This is a genomic window from Calothrix sp. NIES-3974 (genome assembly GCF_002368395.1).
Lineage (GTDB): Bacteria > Cyanobacteriota > Cyanobacteriia > Cyanobacteriales > Nostocaceae > NIES-3974.
Genome location: NZ_AP018254.1, coordinates 1431920 through 1447188, shown reverse-complemented (window position 1 = coordinate 1447188; position 15269 = coordinate 1431920). Strand labels below are relative to the sequence as shown.

Genomic DNA, 15269 nt, shown 5'->3' with positions numbered 1-15269 from the left:
GAATTAGGCCTTAGGTGTACGATTGGCAGATAATTGGGTTTCTCCATAAATATACTGCCCCAAGGCATTGGCTTGACGCGATGGTGCGGCTAGGTGGGCGTTAATTTTTGCTTCTTTGAGTAGACGTTGCATGTCTTCCCAGAAAAATTCGCCACCACCACCAGTTAAAATCACGTCAGTAACCCGTTCTGGGAGCCAAGCCAAAATCCGACTGCAAATTTCGCGGGAGAACATTTCCGTTAAATTGGGGAGGAAATCGTCCAAATTGGTTGGTTTGCTCGCACCACGGGGACGATAAAAGCGATCGCCTTTGGGACGATTCACTGCTGCAATTAAGGAGAGTGACTGTGCGTCAGAACCTTCAATTTCTGCTGCCACTAATTCATAAAACTTATTCATCCCGAAGTCTTCACTCTTGGAAGCCCCCCGTGCAAAGCGGAAATTATCCACCATCAGGCAATCAATGGTTTGGTGTCCAATATCCACAATTGCCACGGATACTTTGGTAAAGTCGGAAGTAGATGGGCCTTTCTTCGGTTGAGCTTCGCACCACAGGAGGCTACCATAGCCTTCTGGCATTACCCAAACCTTAGTCACATTTAAGTTTACCTCTTCTCCACGGAAGTTGAGAATGTGGGGACCGCTAACCTGACTGATTAACTGGCTTTTTTCCCGTTCAAATTGTTCCTGGGAGTGGTAAGGTAAGCTCAATACAACCGAAATTTCGTCCTTGAGTTTGAAATATCCAGCCGCAGCTAATACTTTACACAACGCATCTTCTACTTTCGATTGACCTACACCGAGATTGGCTCCGAAGTCAGCAGCTAATTGACCGACAGCATAACCGCTACCCTGATACTCAAACCATAAATCCATTAAGGGGTCAGTAGCACGTGCTTCAAATACTCCACCCCGAACCTGTTCCATTGACATTTTTTTGACATTGGCAGGGATAAATACCACATTATTGGGTTCGCGACTGACACAGGTCTTAGTCGAAGTCCGACCCAGGTCTACACTGAGGATATTTTTCCCAGAAGGAGAACCACCACCATTCATGGGTTTGGGGATGGCGTTAATCGGAGTCGATGCTGTAACCCGGTTCATAGGGATTGCAGCAGCATTCATTGGTGTAGCGGCAGAAGGTTGTTCCGTCATGAAAGCTCCTAGTAATTACTTCAAGTTTGAACAAGTCATAAAATGCTCATTTTATAAAAATGCGAGCATAATCAATTGGTTTATTGGGAAACAGTAGTCAGATATACCTTTACTGTTATACCTGTTGCCAAGAGCGTATCAATTGTAAATTTAATTCACTCCTTTGTATCCCTAGCGACGATAACGACTGCAACACTTTGATATTGACAGCATCGTATCATTTTTGGACTAGTTTCTTCTGCGATTTTTGTCTACAAAGTTGTAGATAACCGTATAATTTTTTATCTTCTTTGGCTGTAACGTTTCCGTTTCACCACCCACCAGACAAAAATTAGGGCGATCGCAAGCAGCACTATTTTTGATACAGGAGCTAGGTATCGCTCGACAAGTTCATATTGTTTACCCAATACGTATCCTGAGTATGTTAGCAAACCTACCCACAAGGCGCTACCCAAGCCCGTATACAATAGGAAGGTAATTATGGGCATGTTACTAATTCCTGCCGGTACGGAAATTAATGTCCGTACTCCCGGTATTAATCTGCCGATGAAAACAGCTTTACTTCCTTGACGATTAAACCAAATATTTGCTTTGGTAATATCTTTGCTGGATATTGTCACCCACTTACCATATCTGTCTGCTAATTCCTGGAGTCGCTCTAGTCCTAACAGCTTACCCGGATAATACCAAACCAAACCGCCCAACACTGAACCAATTACACCCGCCAAAAAAACACCTACCAAACTCAATTTTCCCCCTGCTTCTGGACTGGATGTAAATCCTGCTAAAGGCATAATCAGTTCTGAGGGGAGGGGAGGAAATAAATTTTCTAAAAACATTAATAAACCAATACCAAGGTAGCCAAGGGAGTTGATTGTATTTGTAATCCATTCCAGCATTGAGTTTGCGATTCCTCTAATTTTCCGTAGCTGTTGTTATTTTAGTTTGAAGTAAATTGTTGAAAAAATTACCAATTACTCACAAAAATCAATCAAAAAGAAAGGGTAAAAGGAAATAATTATTACCTCTTACCCCATTTATTAAAATTATTTATATTTGCTACTTAGAATCTGGTTAAAGACTGAATACGCTCTTGTGATTGCCATTCCGAGGGGTCCCAAACCCGGTCATCCAGTGCCATTTGTTCAATTAAACTTGCTAACCGCAGGGCTTTGAGGGCTTGTTCTCCACCGACGGATGGTTGATTACCACCCCGAACACAGTTGATAAAATGCTCCAATTCTGCCCGTAATGGCTCCACATTGGTGGTGTAAACCTTTTCGATTAAACCATCTTGACGATAAAGAGCTTGACCATATTCCGGTGCTGGATTCCCTGCGGTATGACGATGGATCAAAACTTCATTTTGTAAAAAATCTGTTTCTGTAAAGGAATTTTTGCAGTGAGCAACAATACGTCGGATTTTGCGGTGGGTAACTTTGCTGGCATTTAAGGTGGCAACTATACCATTGGCAAAGCCTAAAGTTGCTGTCACATAATCCAGATAGGGAGAATCCTGACTACGTGTACCACTAGCAGAAAGCTTAATCACTGGAGATGCAGCCAGTTCTAACAACAGGTCAATATCATGAATCATTAAATCCAAAACCACCGAGACATCATTGGCTCGATGGGAGTATGGACTCAGGCGATGGGATTCCAAGGCAATAATTTGTTCGGTTTTTACGACTTTACTTAGTTCCTGAAATGCCGGATTAAACCTTTCAATATGCCCAACCTGAAGAATGCATTGGGATTCCGCCGCCGCATTCACTAGGGATTCCGCCTCCGAAATGCTGGCTGCAATCGGCTTTTCAATCAGAACATGGATACCAGCCAACAAACAATTAATTCCCACCGCATAATGTAAACGGGTCGGTACTGCGATACAAACCGCATCCACCAGGGGTAGCAAGTCGCAGTAATCCTCAAAAAAACGGGCTTTGTACTTACTTGCAGTTTCCAGCCCCAGTTCAACGTTAACATCCGCCACCCCCACCAGTTCCACATCCTTCATGGAACTGAGGACACGGGTGTGATGTTGTCCCATGTTACCCACGCCAATCACACCGACACGAATCGGTTGTGGCTGGTTTCGCTGCGTATGTGGATTTGGTTCTGCCACTGACATGCTATCTTGCACTACTATTCTCTCCTCAACCACCGAATTTAGAGACGTTGGGATTCGTCGGCTTTAAATTGTATTTTGCCAGGTGCGAACCCTTTCAAACCATCCAGATGGTAACATGGTGGTTCTGTATATGAAGAATTTCAAAGTTTATTGTGAGTTCCCGCCATTGGCTAATGGATACTCTTTCCTGTGTTCTTCAAGCCTTTGACCCTGATTTTGTTGCGCTTCATCAAAAATACAATTTTTCTTGTTGATAACTTCACAATTCTTTCTGGAGGGTGGAGACGACCCGACGGGTGATTTCGAGACGACCCGACGGTGATTTCGAGACGACCCGACGGTGATTTCGAGACGACCCGACGGTGATTTCGAGACGACCCGACGGTGATTTCGAGACGACCCGACGGTGATTTCGAGACGACCCGACGGGTGATTTCGAGACGACCCGACGGGTCGTCTCTACGAGAAATTTCCCCTGTTTGTAGCTCCTTTTTACCTCATGGTGACAAATTCCTCGGCCGCAGAGGGATGGATACCGACGGTTGCGTCAAAATCTTTTTTGGTTGCACCCATTTTGACTGCGATCGCAATTCCTTGAATAATTTCCGCCGCGTTATCTCCAACCATATGCGCTCCCAGGACTTTATCGGTGGCTTTTTCCACCACCAATTTCATCATGGTTTTTTCCTGTTTTCCGGTTAACACGTAGTACATGGAACGGAATTGGGTACGGAAAACTTTAATCCCGTCTTCACCGTATTTTTCCTTAGCTTCGGCTTCCGTTAACCCCACTGTTGCCGCTTCTGGTGTGGAAAAAATTGCCGTCGCCACGTTTGAGTGACTAAATACACGACGGTTTTCCCCAAATTCACTATCGGCAAAGGCTCTCCCTTCGCCAATTGCTACAGGTGTCAGGTTCAATCGGTCAGTAACATCACCGACAGCGAAAATATTGGGTTGGCTGGTTTGGCTATACTCATTGACCTTAATGGCGCTCATTTTCCCATAACCAGGCCCCTCCACTACGCTATCTTCCGCTAGTTCCACGCCAGCTGCTTCTAAACCTAAACCAATTACATTCGGTGCGCGTCCAGTGGCAATTAAAAAGACATCGGCAATCACTGGTTCTAATTTCTCGTCTGATAGGGTTAGCTTCAATCTCCCATCAACTTGCTCAACTTTTTCCACCACGCTATTTTTAATTAATCTAATCCCGTGGTTAACCATACCCTCTTCGATATTGCTACGAATATCATCATCGAATCCCCGCAAAATCATTCCACTGCGGTTAATATGGGTGACTTCGCTACCCAAACCCCGCATAATGCAAGCAAATTCTGTACCAATATAACCTGCACCAATAATGGCAATATGTTTCGGTCTGGTTGGCAAATGAAAAATTTGGTCAGAAACGATGCCATGTTCAAAACCCGGTACGTCTGGTTTCACGGGACGACCACCCACCGCAATCAGGATTTTGTCGGCTGTGTATTTTTTGTCACCAACCTCGATTGTATGGGGATCTAATAATTTTGCCCTACCTTGAATTAGTTGAACACCATTTTTTTCCAACAAACTAATATGCAAAGCCGATAACCGACGGACTTCGTTATCAATCGAGGTAATAAATTTTTCCCAATCTAATTCCGCATCCCCTACTTTCCACCCGTAACCCGCTGCTTCGGAAAACAACGCGGGGAAATGGGAACCATATTTCATTAATTTCTTGGGAACACAACCACGAATCACACAGGTTCCACCCACCAGGTCATTCTCAGCGATCGCTACCTTTGCTCCATAGCTAGCAGCACGTTTGGAAGCTGCTAAACCACCACTTCCTGCACCAATCACAAATAAGTCGTAATCGTAAGCCATTGACAATCAGCCTCTTATTTTTCACTCTTAAATTTTAGATTCAACTTAGGAGGAAGTGGGAAGCTTTTTGCCACTGGGGAAGGGATGGGGAGTAGAATAATTAAGTATTTGAGTATATTCGGGTCTGCTGTCAAAGTCTTTGAGTGAGGGTAGGGAGTCGGGAATAGTTTTACTCCAAAATTCCACTTTTCATTGACTCCCAAAAATTACAGATGCAAGTTTTTTGAGCTTCTATATGCCTATTTGTTGGCAATTTTGGCGCATAAAATACCCTCTAAAGCTTACTTACTGTATAACCCGCATTTCTCACAAAACCCTAAAACCCACAGGGAGTAGGGAGTAATCAGAAAATCAATCCGTTACTCAAGGCTTACAACTTACTCGTGAGAAATCCAGGATAAGAGTTTTACTACTTTGCCGCAAGCCTATATTAATCGTTAAAATGTTAGAAGTAACACGGGTAAATTTTTCATGGGTGGTCAATTACACTCTAATCAGGATGAAGAACGTCTGACGTGCGAAGTTGAAACCACTCTCAAGGTAATTGGGGGACGGTGGAAGGTTTTGATTATTCGCGAATTATTGAGTGAGGTCAAACGGTTTGGACAACTGCAACGAGCTTTATCTGGTATTACCCAAAAAATGCTGACTCAACAATTACGCGAACTGGAAGAAGATGGTATTATTTTTCGCCAAGTTTATCCCCAAATTCCCCCCAAGGTGGAATACTCTCTCACCCCCAAGGGAGAAACCCTGAAACCAATTTTACACGCTATGCACGAATGGGGTGCAAAACATTCACCGCACCCACAAAGCGAACAAAATTAACAAACTTTTATTTAGGGTCTGCGGAAAAAGTATTTTCGTGAGGGTAGGGAATAGGGAACAGGGAGTAGTTTTAAACCAACTTGGCTGCAAAAAATTACAGATGCAAGGTTTTTGAGTTTCTATACATTCGGGAAACACTGTTTGCGACTAAAATACCCTCTAAGGCTTACATATCGCATCTTTACTATTTTTTTCCCAAGCCCTATTTGTATTATGTTTTACACGACTTTTAGTCGGTCTTTCGTCTGAGATTTTTGAATATCTATCGCAATCCGTTGAGGATTTGTAAAATCTTACATGTAGGATTGTTGACTGTTAACCGTTGACTACCATAGGTGTAGTGCTATTTCTCTAGGAGAAGGCTTACCCTAGAATACAGCCAAAACCAACATTTTTCACTACTTAAATCGGATTGCAATGTAAAGTTAACTGTTACCTGTCAACTATCAACAACAAATAAGTATAGCTGCGCTCACTTAAACTCCTAGCGAATAGGACTTACACCAGGAGTTTTGATTGCACTATACCAAAGCTGCTTGTTCTGCCATCAGCTAGCTTTGGCAATAGTTATTTAGTTTTGTATCAAAGTGAAATCTAATTAACCATGACCTGCTTGTGGTGGTAAAACAGGATGATTTATGATTTTTGGATTAACCTTAACGAATTAATCCAAACGACTTTTCCATATCAACCATTCATACTTAAGTCTGAAGGCTGATTAGAGCCAGATTGCGCTAACACCATTGTTGACTGCGCAGGTACAGGAATTGATTTACCCCAGCGGGATTTGTCAAGACTCCCTGACACCTGCTCCAGTCCAACGTCTCTAGCTTGCGCGGTTGATTGATTCCGCAGGTAAGCAAATTAGGTTGTCTCCTTGGGTAAGGATTAGTCCGCGCTGACGCAATTTACCCATCAACCGGGTGACTGTTACACGCGTAGAACCAATGGCGCTACCAATTTGGGCATGGGTCAAGGGGAAGGGCAAACAATAACCGCGAATTACATCTGGGTCTGTTTCGCTCATTGCTGGCTCTCCGTACTCCTCGATTAACAAGGTCAAGAAACCCAAAAGTCTATCAATGGTACGCCGTTGACCAAGAGCGCTCAACCATAGGAGTTTACGTTGGTGCTGGTAACGGAAAGCATCCATGACTTCCCGGCGAAAATGAGGCCAGTTATCCAAGTCATGCCAATACATCCACAGGACGGATGTTTGATCGACATGGGCGTAGGACTGGAGCGTAAATGGCGATTGAGCCACTATTTCAAACGGCTGTCCCGCTCCCACGAAACCGAGAAAGGCTTCTTCTGGGGTGCGATTGATGCGCCGTGATGTCAATTGGCTGGCGGTAGCACTTACTTGGGCTGTTCCCACCATCCGAATCGCCCCTCTCTGAACCAGATAAAGCAATCCAGGACGAGCTGGTATGCGTTCATCTTTACTGAAGGTGCGACAACGATAGTGTTCTTGAGCCCAGTCAATAATGCGTTGCCAAGTTAAAAAAGGACGTGATGCCTCTGAGAATGAGGATGGAGATTGCATAGGTAACAAAGAGTTTTCGGCTGAAGACAAAGACGTTAAAAAAAGTGCAAAAAGTTGGCAAGGAGTGTCTTTGTGTGGCTCGTCAAGCATGACACCTAACGATGCCAGCCATTCAAAAGCAGAAATTTTATTTTCTACTTTCTTACGATACTTCTCTACTGTACTACGAAGGTAGTAAAAATTACCGTTCGTTCAAGAAATTTAACCCTATTTTAATTTATCTCTTGTAAATGTAAAATATCTCTAAAGACAGATGACCTATGTGTAGCAAGTTTGGTAGGCTACGGGGCTGTCAACCGGATACTATGTGCATAAAATGCTACTAGTTAAGAATTACACATCTATTAAGCAGTCATTATACAGTCAAATGGTAGCTGCACTGGGTATTTATCCAAAAAAAGAAAAATTTCTTCATCATCCATCGACAGCCCTAATACGATTGAAAAATAAGGGGAAATGTAAATTAGTGTATCGTTCGAGTTTAGCGCTGCGATGCGCGAATGCTTATGGGGTAGGGGTTAGAGAGATTGCTGGTAATTTGGCTTCTCATTTAGCGATGGACTCAGATCAAAAATGGCAAGTTCAAGTCAGCGAGTTAGGTTGGCTGGAAATTGAGGTCATGTCGGAGTTATTAGCAGCTTGGTTGCAAAGTTGGGTGGACTTGGTTCCAGTGCAGGGGAATTATTTCCGTGATTTGGGGTTGACAGAAATGGAATTTGGTGTACAGTATGCCCATGCGCGGTGTTGTGGGTTAGTAAGATTAGGAATCGGTGAGGGGTTGATTTCACCCGTGGATTCCGAAACGCGAATTCCCTGGTGGGATTACCATCTCTTATATTTTCAAGAACCAGCAGAATGGGATTTTTTGGGTAATTTGATTGATGCAACCGATGCGATCGCGTGTTTAGTGGATGCGTCCGTGGAGCGTTGGCAAAGATATGCTCTGGATGTAAGTAGGGGGTTTGAGCGGTTCTGGGCTGAATGTAATATTTTTGGAGCGACTAAAATCCGTAATCGTCAGTTGGCGATCGCTCGATTGGGTTTAGTGATTGTTTGCCGACGGGTTTTGCAGGAGTTACTAGAAAAGAAATTAAATCAACCTGTTATTTACTATTTGTAAATGTTCAAGAATCACCTTTTAAGTAGTCATCATGAACTGCGTACACCAGGATGTATGAAAGTGATTTTTCCCACTCCCCACTCACTTTCAAGTCAGGTAGGTACAATTAAATATCAAACCACAATGTAACCAATCATTCGGCGAAAAGTAGAGACGCGATATATCGCGTCTCTACCCCCTGATTGGGACGACAATTTTCACCACCCACCTAATTGCAGGAAATGAATTCTCAATATTTGCAAATTGCACGAGTACCTAGCCCTGAGAAATATAGATAATTGAATCACTCACTAGGATTGGGGATATGCTCAGTCGCATCGATTTCCGAAAACTCACTCAGTTCAAGCTCGCATCTCAATTTACATTATCTTTACTGCTAATTTTTATCATCGGGATTGGTTTAGGTGGATTAGCCCTATCCTCCGCACTAGAACAAAAAGCCGAAGCAGAAATAGTTTATCGCGGACACTTGGCCATGCACTTAGTAACTGCGGTTCGTAACTATACCCTCAATCAAATAGGTCCGCGGATTTACGAATTGGCCAATATGGAAAATGGCTTTATTCCAGAAACTGTTCCCAGTATCGCCGCAAAAACCGTATTTACCAAACTGAGGGAAAATCAGGAATACCAGAACTTAGCCTACAGGGAAGCAACCCTTAACCCCACCAATCCAGAAGACCAAGCTAATCTCTTTGAAGCTCGATTAATCCAAAGATTTCAGAGCGATCGCACTCTCAAGAGTCTATCAGACTTTCGCACCGAAGTTGATCAAAAGCAGTTTTACATCGCCCAACCCCTAGTAGTCACCAGTGAAAGTTGTTTAAGGTGTCATAGTACCCCAGAACAAGCACCAAAAAGTTTAATCGAAAAATATGGAACCCGTAACGGCTTTGGGTGGGAAGTTAATCAAGTAATCGGAGCGCAAGTAATTTACGTCCCCGCAAACGAAGTATTCATGAACGCTCGCAAAGCCTTATTTTTATTCATCAGCATTTTCAGCGTCATTTTTGCATTAGTTCTAGGTGCAATTAACTATCTACTAAAAAGAAGAGTTATTCAACCACTCAAACCAATGGCTAAATTAGCTCAAACCATTAGTCAAGAAAACGTCAGTGCAAAAGAAGTACGCGCAATCGAACGTCAAGGACTACACGCGATCGCCAAACGAGAAGATGAATTAGGACACCTCGGCAAAATCCTCCAAAAAATGGTACGAGAAATTTACCACCGCGAGCAAATCCTCTCAGAACAACTACAGCAACTACGCTTTGAAATCGACCAAAAACAGCGCGAAAATCAAGTCAAAGAAATAGCCGAAAGTGATTATTTCCAAAACCTGCAAAAAACAGCCAAACAAATCCGCAACCAACCTGACCCAGAAACCTAAAAAATACCCTAAAAAACCCTTAGCGACCTAGCGTGACCCAAAAACCCAACTCGGTATACAACATGTCTAAAATTATCTCAATCCATTCCTTTCGTGGTGGTACAGGAAAATCCAACGTCACTGCCAACCTTGCCACCAATTTAGCACGTACCGGCCATCGTGTCGCCATTGTCGATACGGATATTCAATCACCGGGAATTCACGTACCATTCGGACTAGATGAAAGCAAAGTCAAATTTACCCTTAACGATTACCTTTGGGGAAAATGTAGCATCGATGCAGCTACCTATGATGTCAGTTCTGTATTTACCACCCGACAAAAATCCGGCTGGTTTCAACAAAATCGTGGTAAGATTTACCTAATTCCCTCCAGCATCAAAACCGGAGAAATATCCAAAATTTTAAGGGAAGGTTATGACGCACGTCTTCTCAATGAAGGCTTTCGTCATTTAATGCAAAAACTTCAACTAGATTATTTATTTATTGATACCCATCCCGGAATTAACGAAGAAACCCTTTTATCAGTAATTATTTCCGATATTTTAATTGTTATCCTCCGACCAGATAAACAGGATTACCAAGGTACAGCAGTCACCGTTGATGTTGCCCGTAAACTAGATGTACCAAAAATGATGTTAGTGGTCAACAAAGCCCTACCGAGCTTAAATACGGAAGTATTAAAACGACAAGTAGAAGAAATCTATCGCGTCCCCGTCGCGGGAGTTTTACCCGTATCTGAAGAAATGTTTCACTTAGCTAGTAGCGATATTTTCTGTTTACGTTATCCTGACCATCCTTGGACAAAGGTTATTAATAGTATTGCAGATAATCTCCGAGATACCAATCAAGCTGCCAAGAAAACCTTTTCTTTTCCTGGTAAACGCTAACTCATTTTATATCTAAAACTAAAATTTTAGCTCTAACTTTCCAAACTCTCCCTAGTCGTTCTGCGTGTGAAGGAATTCCACACATCTAATTCTGCTGGGGAGCGACCTAATAACATCCCTCGATTTGCCGCAGTTAAACCCTGAACTTTGTAAAAATCAGCACCTGCAATATTGTCAAGGTACTCTAACTCGGCATCAGTTAAATCCGCACCACGCATATCAACCATTTTTAAAATACACCCGGTTAATCTCGCTCCCCGCAAATATGCACCCGTTAAAAAAGCCCGATTTAAATCTGCACTACTTAAAGCCGCGTCTTTTAAATTAGCACCCGTTAAATCCGCACCACTTAAATATGCACCCCGTAAATTAGCTCCTTGCAAGTCGGCGTAACGCAAATTGGCTGTGCATAAATAAGCACCACTTAAACTTGCACGGGGACCAACTGCACCGGATTTTTGATAGTTAAAGTTTTCTGGCCAAATTGTGTCGCAATTGTAGCGTGCTAAGGGAATTTTTACCCCCTCTAAGTTGGCATTGGTAAAGTTAGTATTTTCCAGGATAGTTCGATGTAAACAAGCATTTTTTAAGTTTGCACCAGTTAAATTTGCATTCCTTAAATCAGCACCTCGCAAATCAATTCCTGATAGGTCTGCACCTTGTAAATTCGCATTGCGCAGGTTCACTCCAATGAAATTACCGTGACTTAGTTGGGTATTTTCTAAGTTGACTCCTTCCAAATTCGCTTTGTATAAGTCTATTTTCTGATGATATTTTCCATCTCTAATAGCAGTGATAATTTCATGGGTGAGAGCTTGTTTGTCCATTTCTATCTTGCCATTAAATTTTTATGTCTTACTTTTTATCCTACGACAAAAAGGTGTGATCAAAAAATCCAATTCTATCCCTACTATTTTTGATTGAGATTGAGTTCAAACAGAGTTTGGCTATTTCATACCATTTCACTCAAATTTTGATACCTTTTCTGACCCTGCTCTCCTTGCTCCCGAAAGCTCCCCTGAATGTATCGACTCCAAGGTAAATAGTATAACTTTATATCCTCTCGGCAAGAAAGCATCCCCCTTGTGATTATTCGAGCAAAAAATAATTCTGTCCGCAGGGAGGAGGTGACAATGAAGCGATCGCTTCGGACTCGTTTTGATTGAAAGATTCTGCGATTGATCGATCTCCACTACCCTTCGGGATACAAGCAACGCTGCGATCGCTTCGGATATTTTATTCTCCTGTTACTCAATCAAAATTGGGATGTAACCATCAACAGGTGAGCTTTTTGTGGAGATGGTTAATGCTTCAAGAAACGTTACATTGCGGCATCTCTACTATCACTGTCCACCTACTAGCTACTCAAATTTTATTGCTCAATGTATAGAATAATCTTATCATTGTATTGGAAGTATGACCTTTAGCAATTGATGGACTCATTCTGAGTGATGGATTTTGCGATCGCTGTGTTGCACTTGCAATGACAAAATATGTTTTTATCCCATTTCACTCAAACCCTGCTCCCAAAAGCTTCCCGTCAGGTATCAACTTCAAAGTGAAACGGTATTACATATTGGGGATGCTCCCTGCGACCCCTACTCCCCGTCAGGTATCAACTCCAAGGTAAAACGGTATAAATATTGAGAAATTACCAGTGATTTGTGTGCGTCGATTTCTTCCTGGGGCTTTGGTTTTTCTAACCGCATACGCCTGTCAACAACAGCCAATTATTTCCTTCCCATCCAGGGAAATTTCCTCTCAACCCACTGTAAAACCTCAACTTCCGGTTTCTCAACATCCCAATTCCTTTGTGTGGCGAAATGTGAATATCCAAGGAATGGGTTCGGTGACGGGTTTGGTAATTAACCCCCAACCCCCCCATGATATCTACATCCGTACCGATATTGGTGGTGCATACCGATTTGACCGTCAACATCACCACTGGATACCCTTAATGGATATGTTCGACACCAATTTTGCTGGAGGTGGTATTGGTGTGGAAAGTTTGGCGGTGGATGGGAATTTTCCCCAACGGGTTTATGCTGTGGTGAATTATCGTTCTCAAACTCAGCGTGAAGGTGATAAACTAAAGTATGGGTATAGTGGGGAGGTCTTTGTCTCTAACGACCGAGGGCAAAATTGGCAACCGACTGGATTAGCTCCACACCAAGTATTTGTCGGACCCAATCAAGATTATCGGGGAGATACGGGAGAAAGATTAGCTGTTGATCCAAATTTATCCAGTTTGCTGTATTTTGCTTCCCGTCGTCACGGTTTATGGCGACGTAATCCCCAGGGAAGTTGGCAACGGGTAGGGGGAGGTTTACCCAGTCCCCAAAGTTTACCGGGGTATAAAACCAAAGCGGGTAAAGATAATTTGGATTTGCCGGGATTTACCTTTGTGGCTTTTGACCGACGAACGGGAAAGCGTGGTCAACCAACCCCAATTATGTATGTTGGTGTACATGGTAGTGGGGTTTGGCAAAGTCGGAATGGAGGCAAATCTTGGCGCAACCTGGGGGGTGGGGATAACCCGGTGCGGGGTGTTGTCGCTGAAGATGGGAGTTTATATGTTTCCTTTGCCACTCGTGGTAGGGATGATGAAAAGGCAAGGGGAGGCGTAAAAAGGTATCGAAATCAATCATGGCAGGACATTACACCGGAGGGAGAAAATAAACCCTATGGGGGAATTACGGTTGCTAATGATAGCAGTGATACCGTGATGCTCGTAAGCGATCGCATTGTTTATCGTTCCCGGAATGGGGGGAAAAGCTGGGATAAGCAAACAATGGATATGGCTGCTAGGGTTGGTGAGCCATCCACACCGGGATATTATGACCAGGATGCGAGTACCAGATTAGCAGCAATTATGATTGATCCGGCTAACCGGAAACAGGTATGGTGGACAAATGGTTGGGGAGTTGCTCGCACTACAGATATAACGGCAAATCCAGCTAAGTATACATGGGTAATGACCAACTTGGAAGAACTGGATGTGAATATGGTTCGGGTTCCCCCCAAACCCAAAAATCAGGGAGGAGCAGAATTATTGAGTGCGGTACAGGATCGAATTGGGTTTAGACACGTAAGTAGTGATAGCGTCCCCCAGCAGCAAATAAGTCCAGAAAATATCGTAATCAATCCCGCATTTAAATGGGCTAATCCAGATTGGCAAGTATATCCAGTACCTTTTCCCCACGTTGCTGGAGCAACCAGTATGGATTATGCAGCTAGTAAACCCGATTATTTAGCTTTTGTGGGTTTCCATCAATGGCAGGGATACTGGTCAATACATGGTATGAGTCGTGACAACGGTAAAACCTGGCAGAGTTTCCCATCAGTACCCACCCAAATGCTGTGGAAACAGGATAAATCCAAACAGGAAGAAGTGAAAGCGATCGCGGGACAGATAGCCATATCACCAACCAATCCGCAAAATCTAGTTTGGGCAGCAACCTGGGGAACCTGGCCCCATTATACCCGTGACGGAGGTAAAACTTGGCATTTAGCCCGTAATTTAAATCCCAGTCCCCGACCGGACCCCTTTGACGAGCGTAACAACGACCATATTTACTATGATGCCTTACCAAAATCTTGGTCAAACAGCATTAGTCCTTGGTTGAGTTCCCATGTACTTGCTGCCGACCGCCAAGACCCTAAAGGACAAACTTTTTATTATTACGCCCAAAACACATTTTACTTCAGTCGTGACGGAGGAGCAACCTGGAGCAAAGGAGCAAACGGACAATTTCCCATGTGGGTGACACGACCGACAATAGTACCCAACCCCACCCGTCAAGGGGACGTGTGGTTGAGTTTTGCTCGCAACCCGGAAGATGTCAAGGGTTATCCCCTGTACCGTTCCCAGGATGGTGGTAAAAGTTTTACCAAAGTGCCAAATATTCACAGTTGTGAGTTTATTACCTTTGGCAAGGGAAAATCAGCAAATACACCGTATATTTACATATTTGGTCGAGTGAAGGGAGCAACTCGTGATACCATGTATAAATCGGAAGACATGGGTAAAACCTGGAAACCAATCAGCAACCCGCAGATTCTCCAATTTCCAGGGATTACCCATATGGAAGCAGATTTACGCATCCCCAATCGGCTATATGTGGCTTTAAGGGGAAGGGGAATTATGGTGGGATCACAGGGGATGTAATTTGTAATAGCCTACGGCAACGCTTCGCGTACGTAATTCGTAATTACGAATTACGAATTATTTACTCAACTATTACCAACACCAAATCAAAATCGAAAAAAGGGTCTGCCACCACTCCCCCCTATCACTGGATATGCTGGTATTCTAATGGGGTCGGTAGTGACAA

Annotated in this window: 11 protein-coding genes; 5 read left to right on the top strand and 6 right to left on the bottom strand. The window is 43.3% G+C overall.

All coding sequences use genetic code 11. The annotated features are described in order from the left end of the window. Positions 1 to 3 precede the first annotated feature (3 nt). The 4 genes from CDC37_RS05615 to gor all read right to left on the bottom strand — a co-directional run bounded on the left by CDC37_RS05615 (position 4) and on the right by gor (position 5164). The gene (locus CDC37_RS05615; RefSeq protein ID WP_096620869.1) at positions 4 to 1158 is read right to left on the bottom strand and encodes a ParM/StbA family protein; all 1155 of its coding nucleotides are present in this window, start codon (positions 1156 to 1158) and stop codon (positions 4 to 6) included. Between the two features lie 281 nt (positions 1159 to 1439). Beyond that, positions 1440 to 2057, bottom strand: coding sequence for a DedA family protein (locus CDC37_RS05610; protein WP_096620868.1), 618 nt, complete (start codon positions 2055 to 2057; stop codon positions 1440 to 1442). 164 nt (positions 2058 to 2221) lie between these two features. Beyond that, positions 2222 to 3301 carry a Gfo/Idh/MocA family protein gene (locus CDC37_RS05605; protein ID WP_096620867.1) on the bottom strand — a complete coding sequence of 360 codons (1080 nt, stop codon included), beginning with the start codon at positions 3299 to 3301 and terminating at the stop codon, positions 2222 to 2224. Positions 3302 to 3781: 480 nt separating this feature from the next. Further along, positions 3782 to 5164, bottom strand: a complete 1383-nt coding sequence (gene gor, locus CDC37_RS05600; protein ID WP_096620866.1) for a glutathione-disulfide reductase — start codon at positions 5162 to 5164, stop codon at positions 3782 to 3784. Between the two features lie 471 nt (positions 5165 to 5635). On the opposite strand from gor, the gene CDC37_RS05595 reads away from it, so the two are divergent. Further along, positions 5636 to 5992 carry a winged helix-turn-helix transcriptional regulator gene (locus CDC37_RS05595; protein ID WP_096620865.1) on the top strand — a complete coding sequence of 119 codons (357 nt, stop codon included), beginning with the start codon at positions 5636 to 5638 and terminating at the stop codon, positions 5990 to 5992. An 826-nt stretch (positions 5993 to 6818) separates the two neighbouring features. Here CDC37_RS05595 and CDC37_RS05590 read toward each other — a convergent pair. Beyond that, positions 6819 to 7538: a Crp/Fnr family transcriptional regulator gene (locus tag CDC37_RS05590; RefSeq protein WP_096620864.1), complete on the bottom strand. Its 720-nt coding sequence runs from the start codon at positions 7536 to 7538 to the stop codon at positions 6819 to 6821. Positions 7539 to 7854: 316 nt separating this feature from the next. Between CDC37_RS05590 and CDC37_RS05585 the strand changes: the two genes are divergently transcribed. From CDC37_RS05585 to CDC37_RS05575, 3 genes are all read left to right on the top strand, one after another. Further along, on the top strand, positions 7855 to 8658 hold the full coding sequence (locus CDC37_RS05585) for a DALR anticodon-binding domain-containing protein (RefSeq protein WP_096620863.1): 804 nt from the start codon (positions 7855 to 7857) through the stop codon (positions 8656 to 8658). Positions 8659 to 8962: 304 nt separating this feature from the next. Next, complete coding sequence (locus tag CDC37_RS05580; RefSeq protein WP_096620862.1) at positions 8963 to 10048, top strand: Tll0287-like domain-containing protein; 1086 nt, start codon at positions 8963 to 8965, stop codon at positions 10046 to 10048. Between the two features lie 62 nt (positions 10049 to 10110). Next, positions 10111 to 10935: a MinD/ParA family ATP-binding protein gene (locus CDC37_RS05575; RefSeq protein WP_096620861.1), complete on the top strand. Its 825-nt coding sequence runs from the start codon at positions 10111 to 10113 to the stop codon at positions 10933 to 10935. Positions 10936 to 10967: 32 nt separating this feature from the next. Here the strand turns inward: CDC37_RS05575 and CDC37_RS05570 are convergent, their stop codons facing one another. Next, positions 10968 to 11762, bottom strand: a complete 795-nt coding sequence (locus CDC37_RS05570; RefSeq protein WP_096620860.1) for a pentapeptide repeat-containing protein — start codon at positions 11760 to 11762, stop codon at positions 10968 to 10970. Positions 11763 to 12601: 839 nt separating this feature from the next. On the opposite strand from CDC37_RS05570, the gene CDC37_RS05565 reads away from it, so the two are divergent. Beyond that, positions 12602 to 15103: a sialidase family protein gene (locus CDC37_RS05565; RefSeq protein WP_231943231.1), complete on the top strand. Its 2502-nt coding sequence runs from the start codon at positions 12602 to 12604 to the stop codon at positions 15101 to 15103. The last annotated feature ends 166 nt before the right edge of the window (positions 15104 to 15269 follow it).

Excerpts from the sequence above, each read along its gene's own strand:
- CDC37_RS05570 (WP_096620860.1), bottom strand. The coding sequence starts at position 11,762 with ATGGACAAACAAGCTCTCACCCATGAAATTATCACTGCTATTAGAGAT.
- CDC37_RS05580 (WP_096620862.1), top strand. The coding sequence starts at position 8,963 with ATGCTCAGTCGCATCGATTTCCGAAAACTCACTCAGTTCAAGCTCGCA.
- CDC37_RS05595 (WP_096620865.1), top strand. The coding sequence starts at position 5,636 with ATGGGTGGTCAATTACACTCTAATCAGGATGAAGAACGTCTGACGTGC.
- CDC37_RS05615 (WP_096620869.1), bottom strand. The coding sequence starts at position 1,158 with ATGACGGAACAACCTTCTGCCGCTACACCAATGAATGCTGCTGCAATC.
- CDC37_RS05575 (WP_096620861.1), top strand. The coding sequence starts at position 10,111 with ATGTCTAAAATTATCTCAATCCATTCCTTTCGTGGTGGTACAGGAAAA.
- CDC37_RS05610 (WP_096620868.1), bottom strand. The coding sequence starts at position 2,057 with ATGCTGGAATGGATTACAAATACAATCAACTCCCTTGGCTACCTTGGT.
- CDC37_RS05590 (WP_096620864.1), bottom strand. The coding sequence starts at position 7,538 with ATGCAATCTCCATCCTCATTCTCAGAGGCATCACGTCCTTTTTTAACT.
- gor (WP_096620866.1), bottom strand. The coding sequence starts at position 5,164 with ATGGCTTACGATTACGACTTATTTGTGATTGGTGCAGGAAGTGGTGGT.
- CDC37_RS05585 (WP_096620863.1), top strand. The coding sequence starts at position 7,855 with ATGCTACTAGTTAAGAATTACACATCTATTAAGCAGTCATTATACAGT.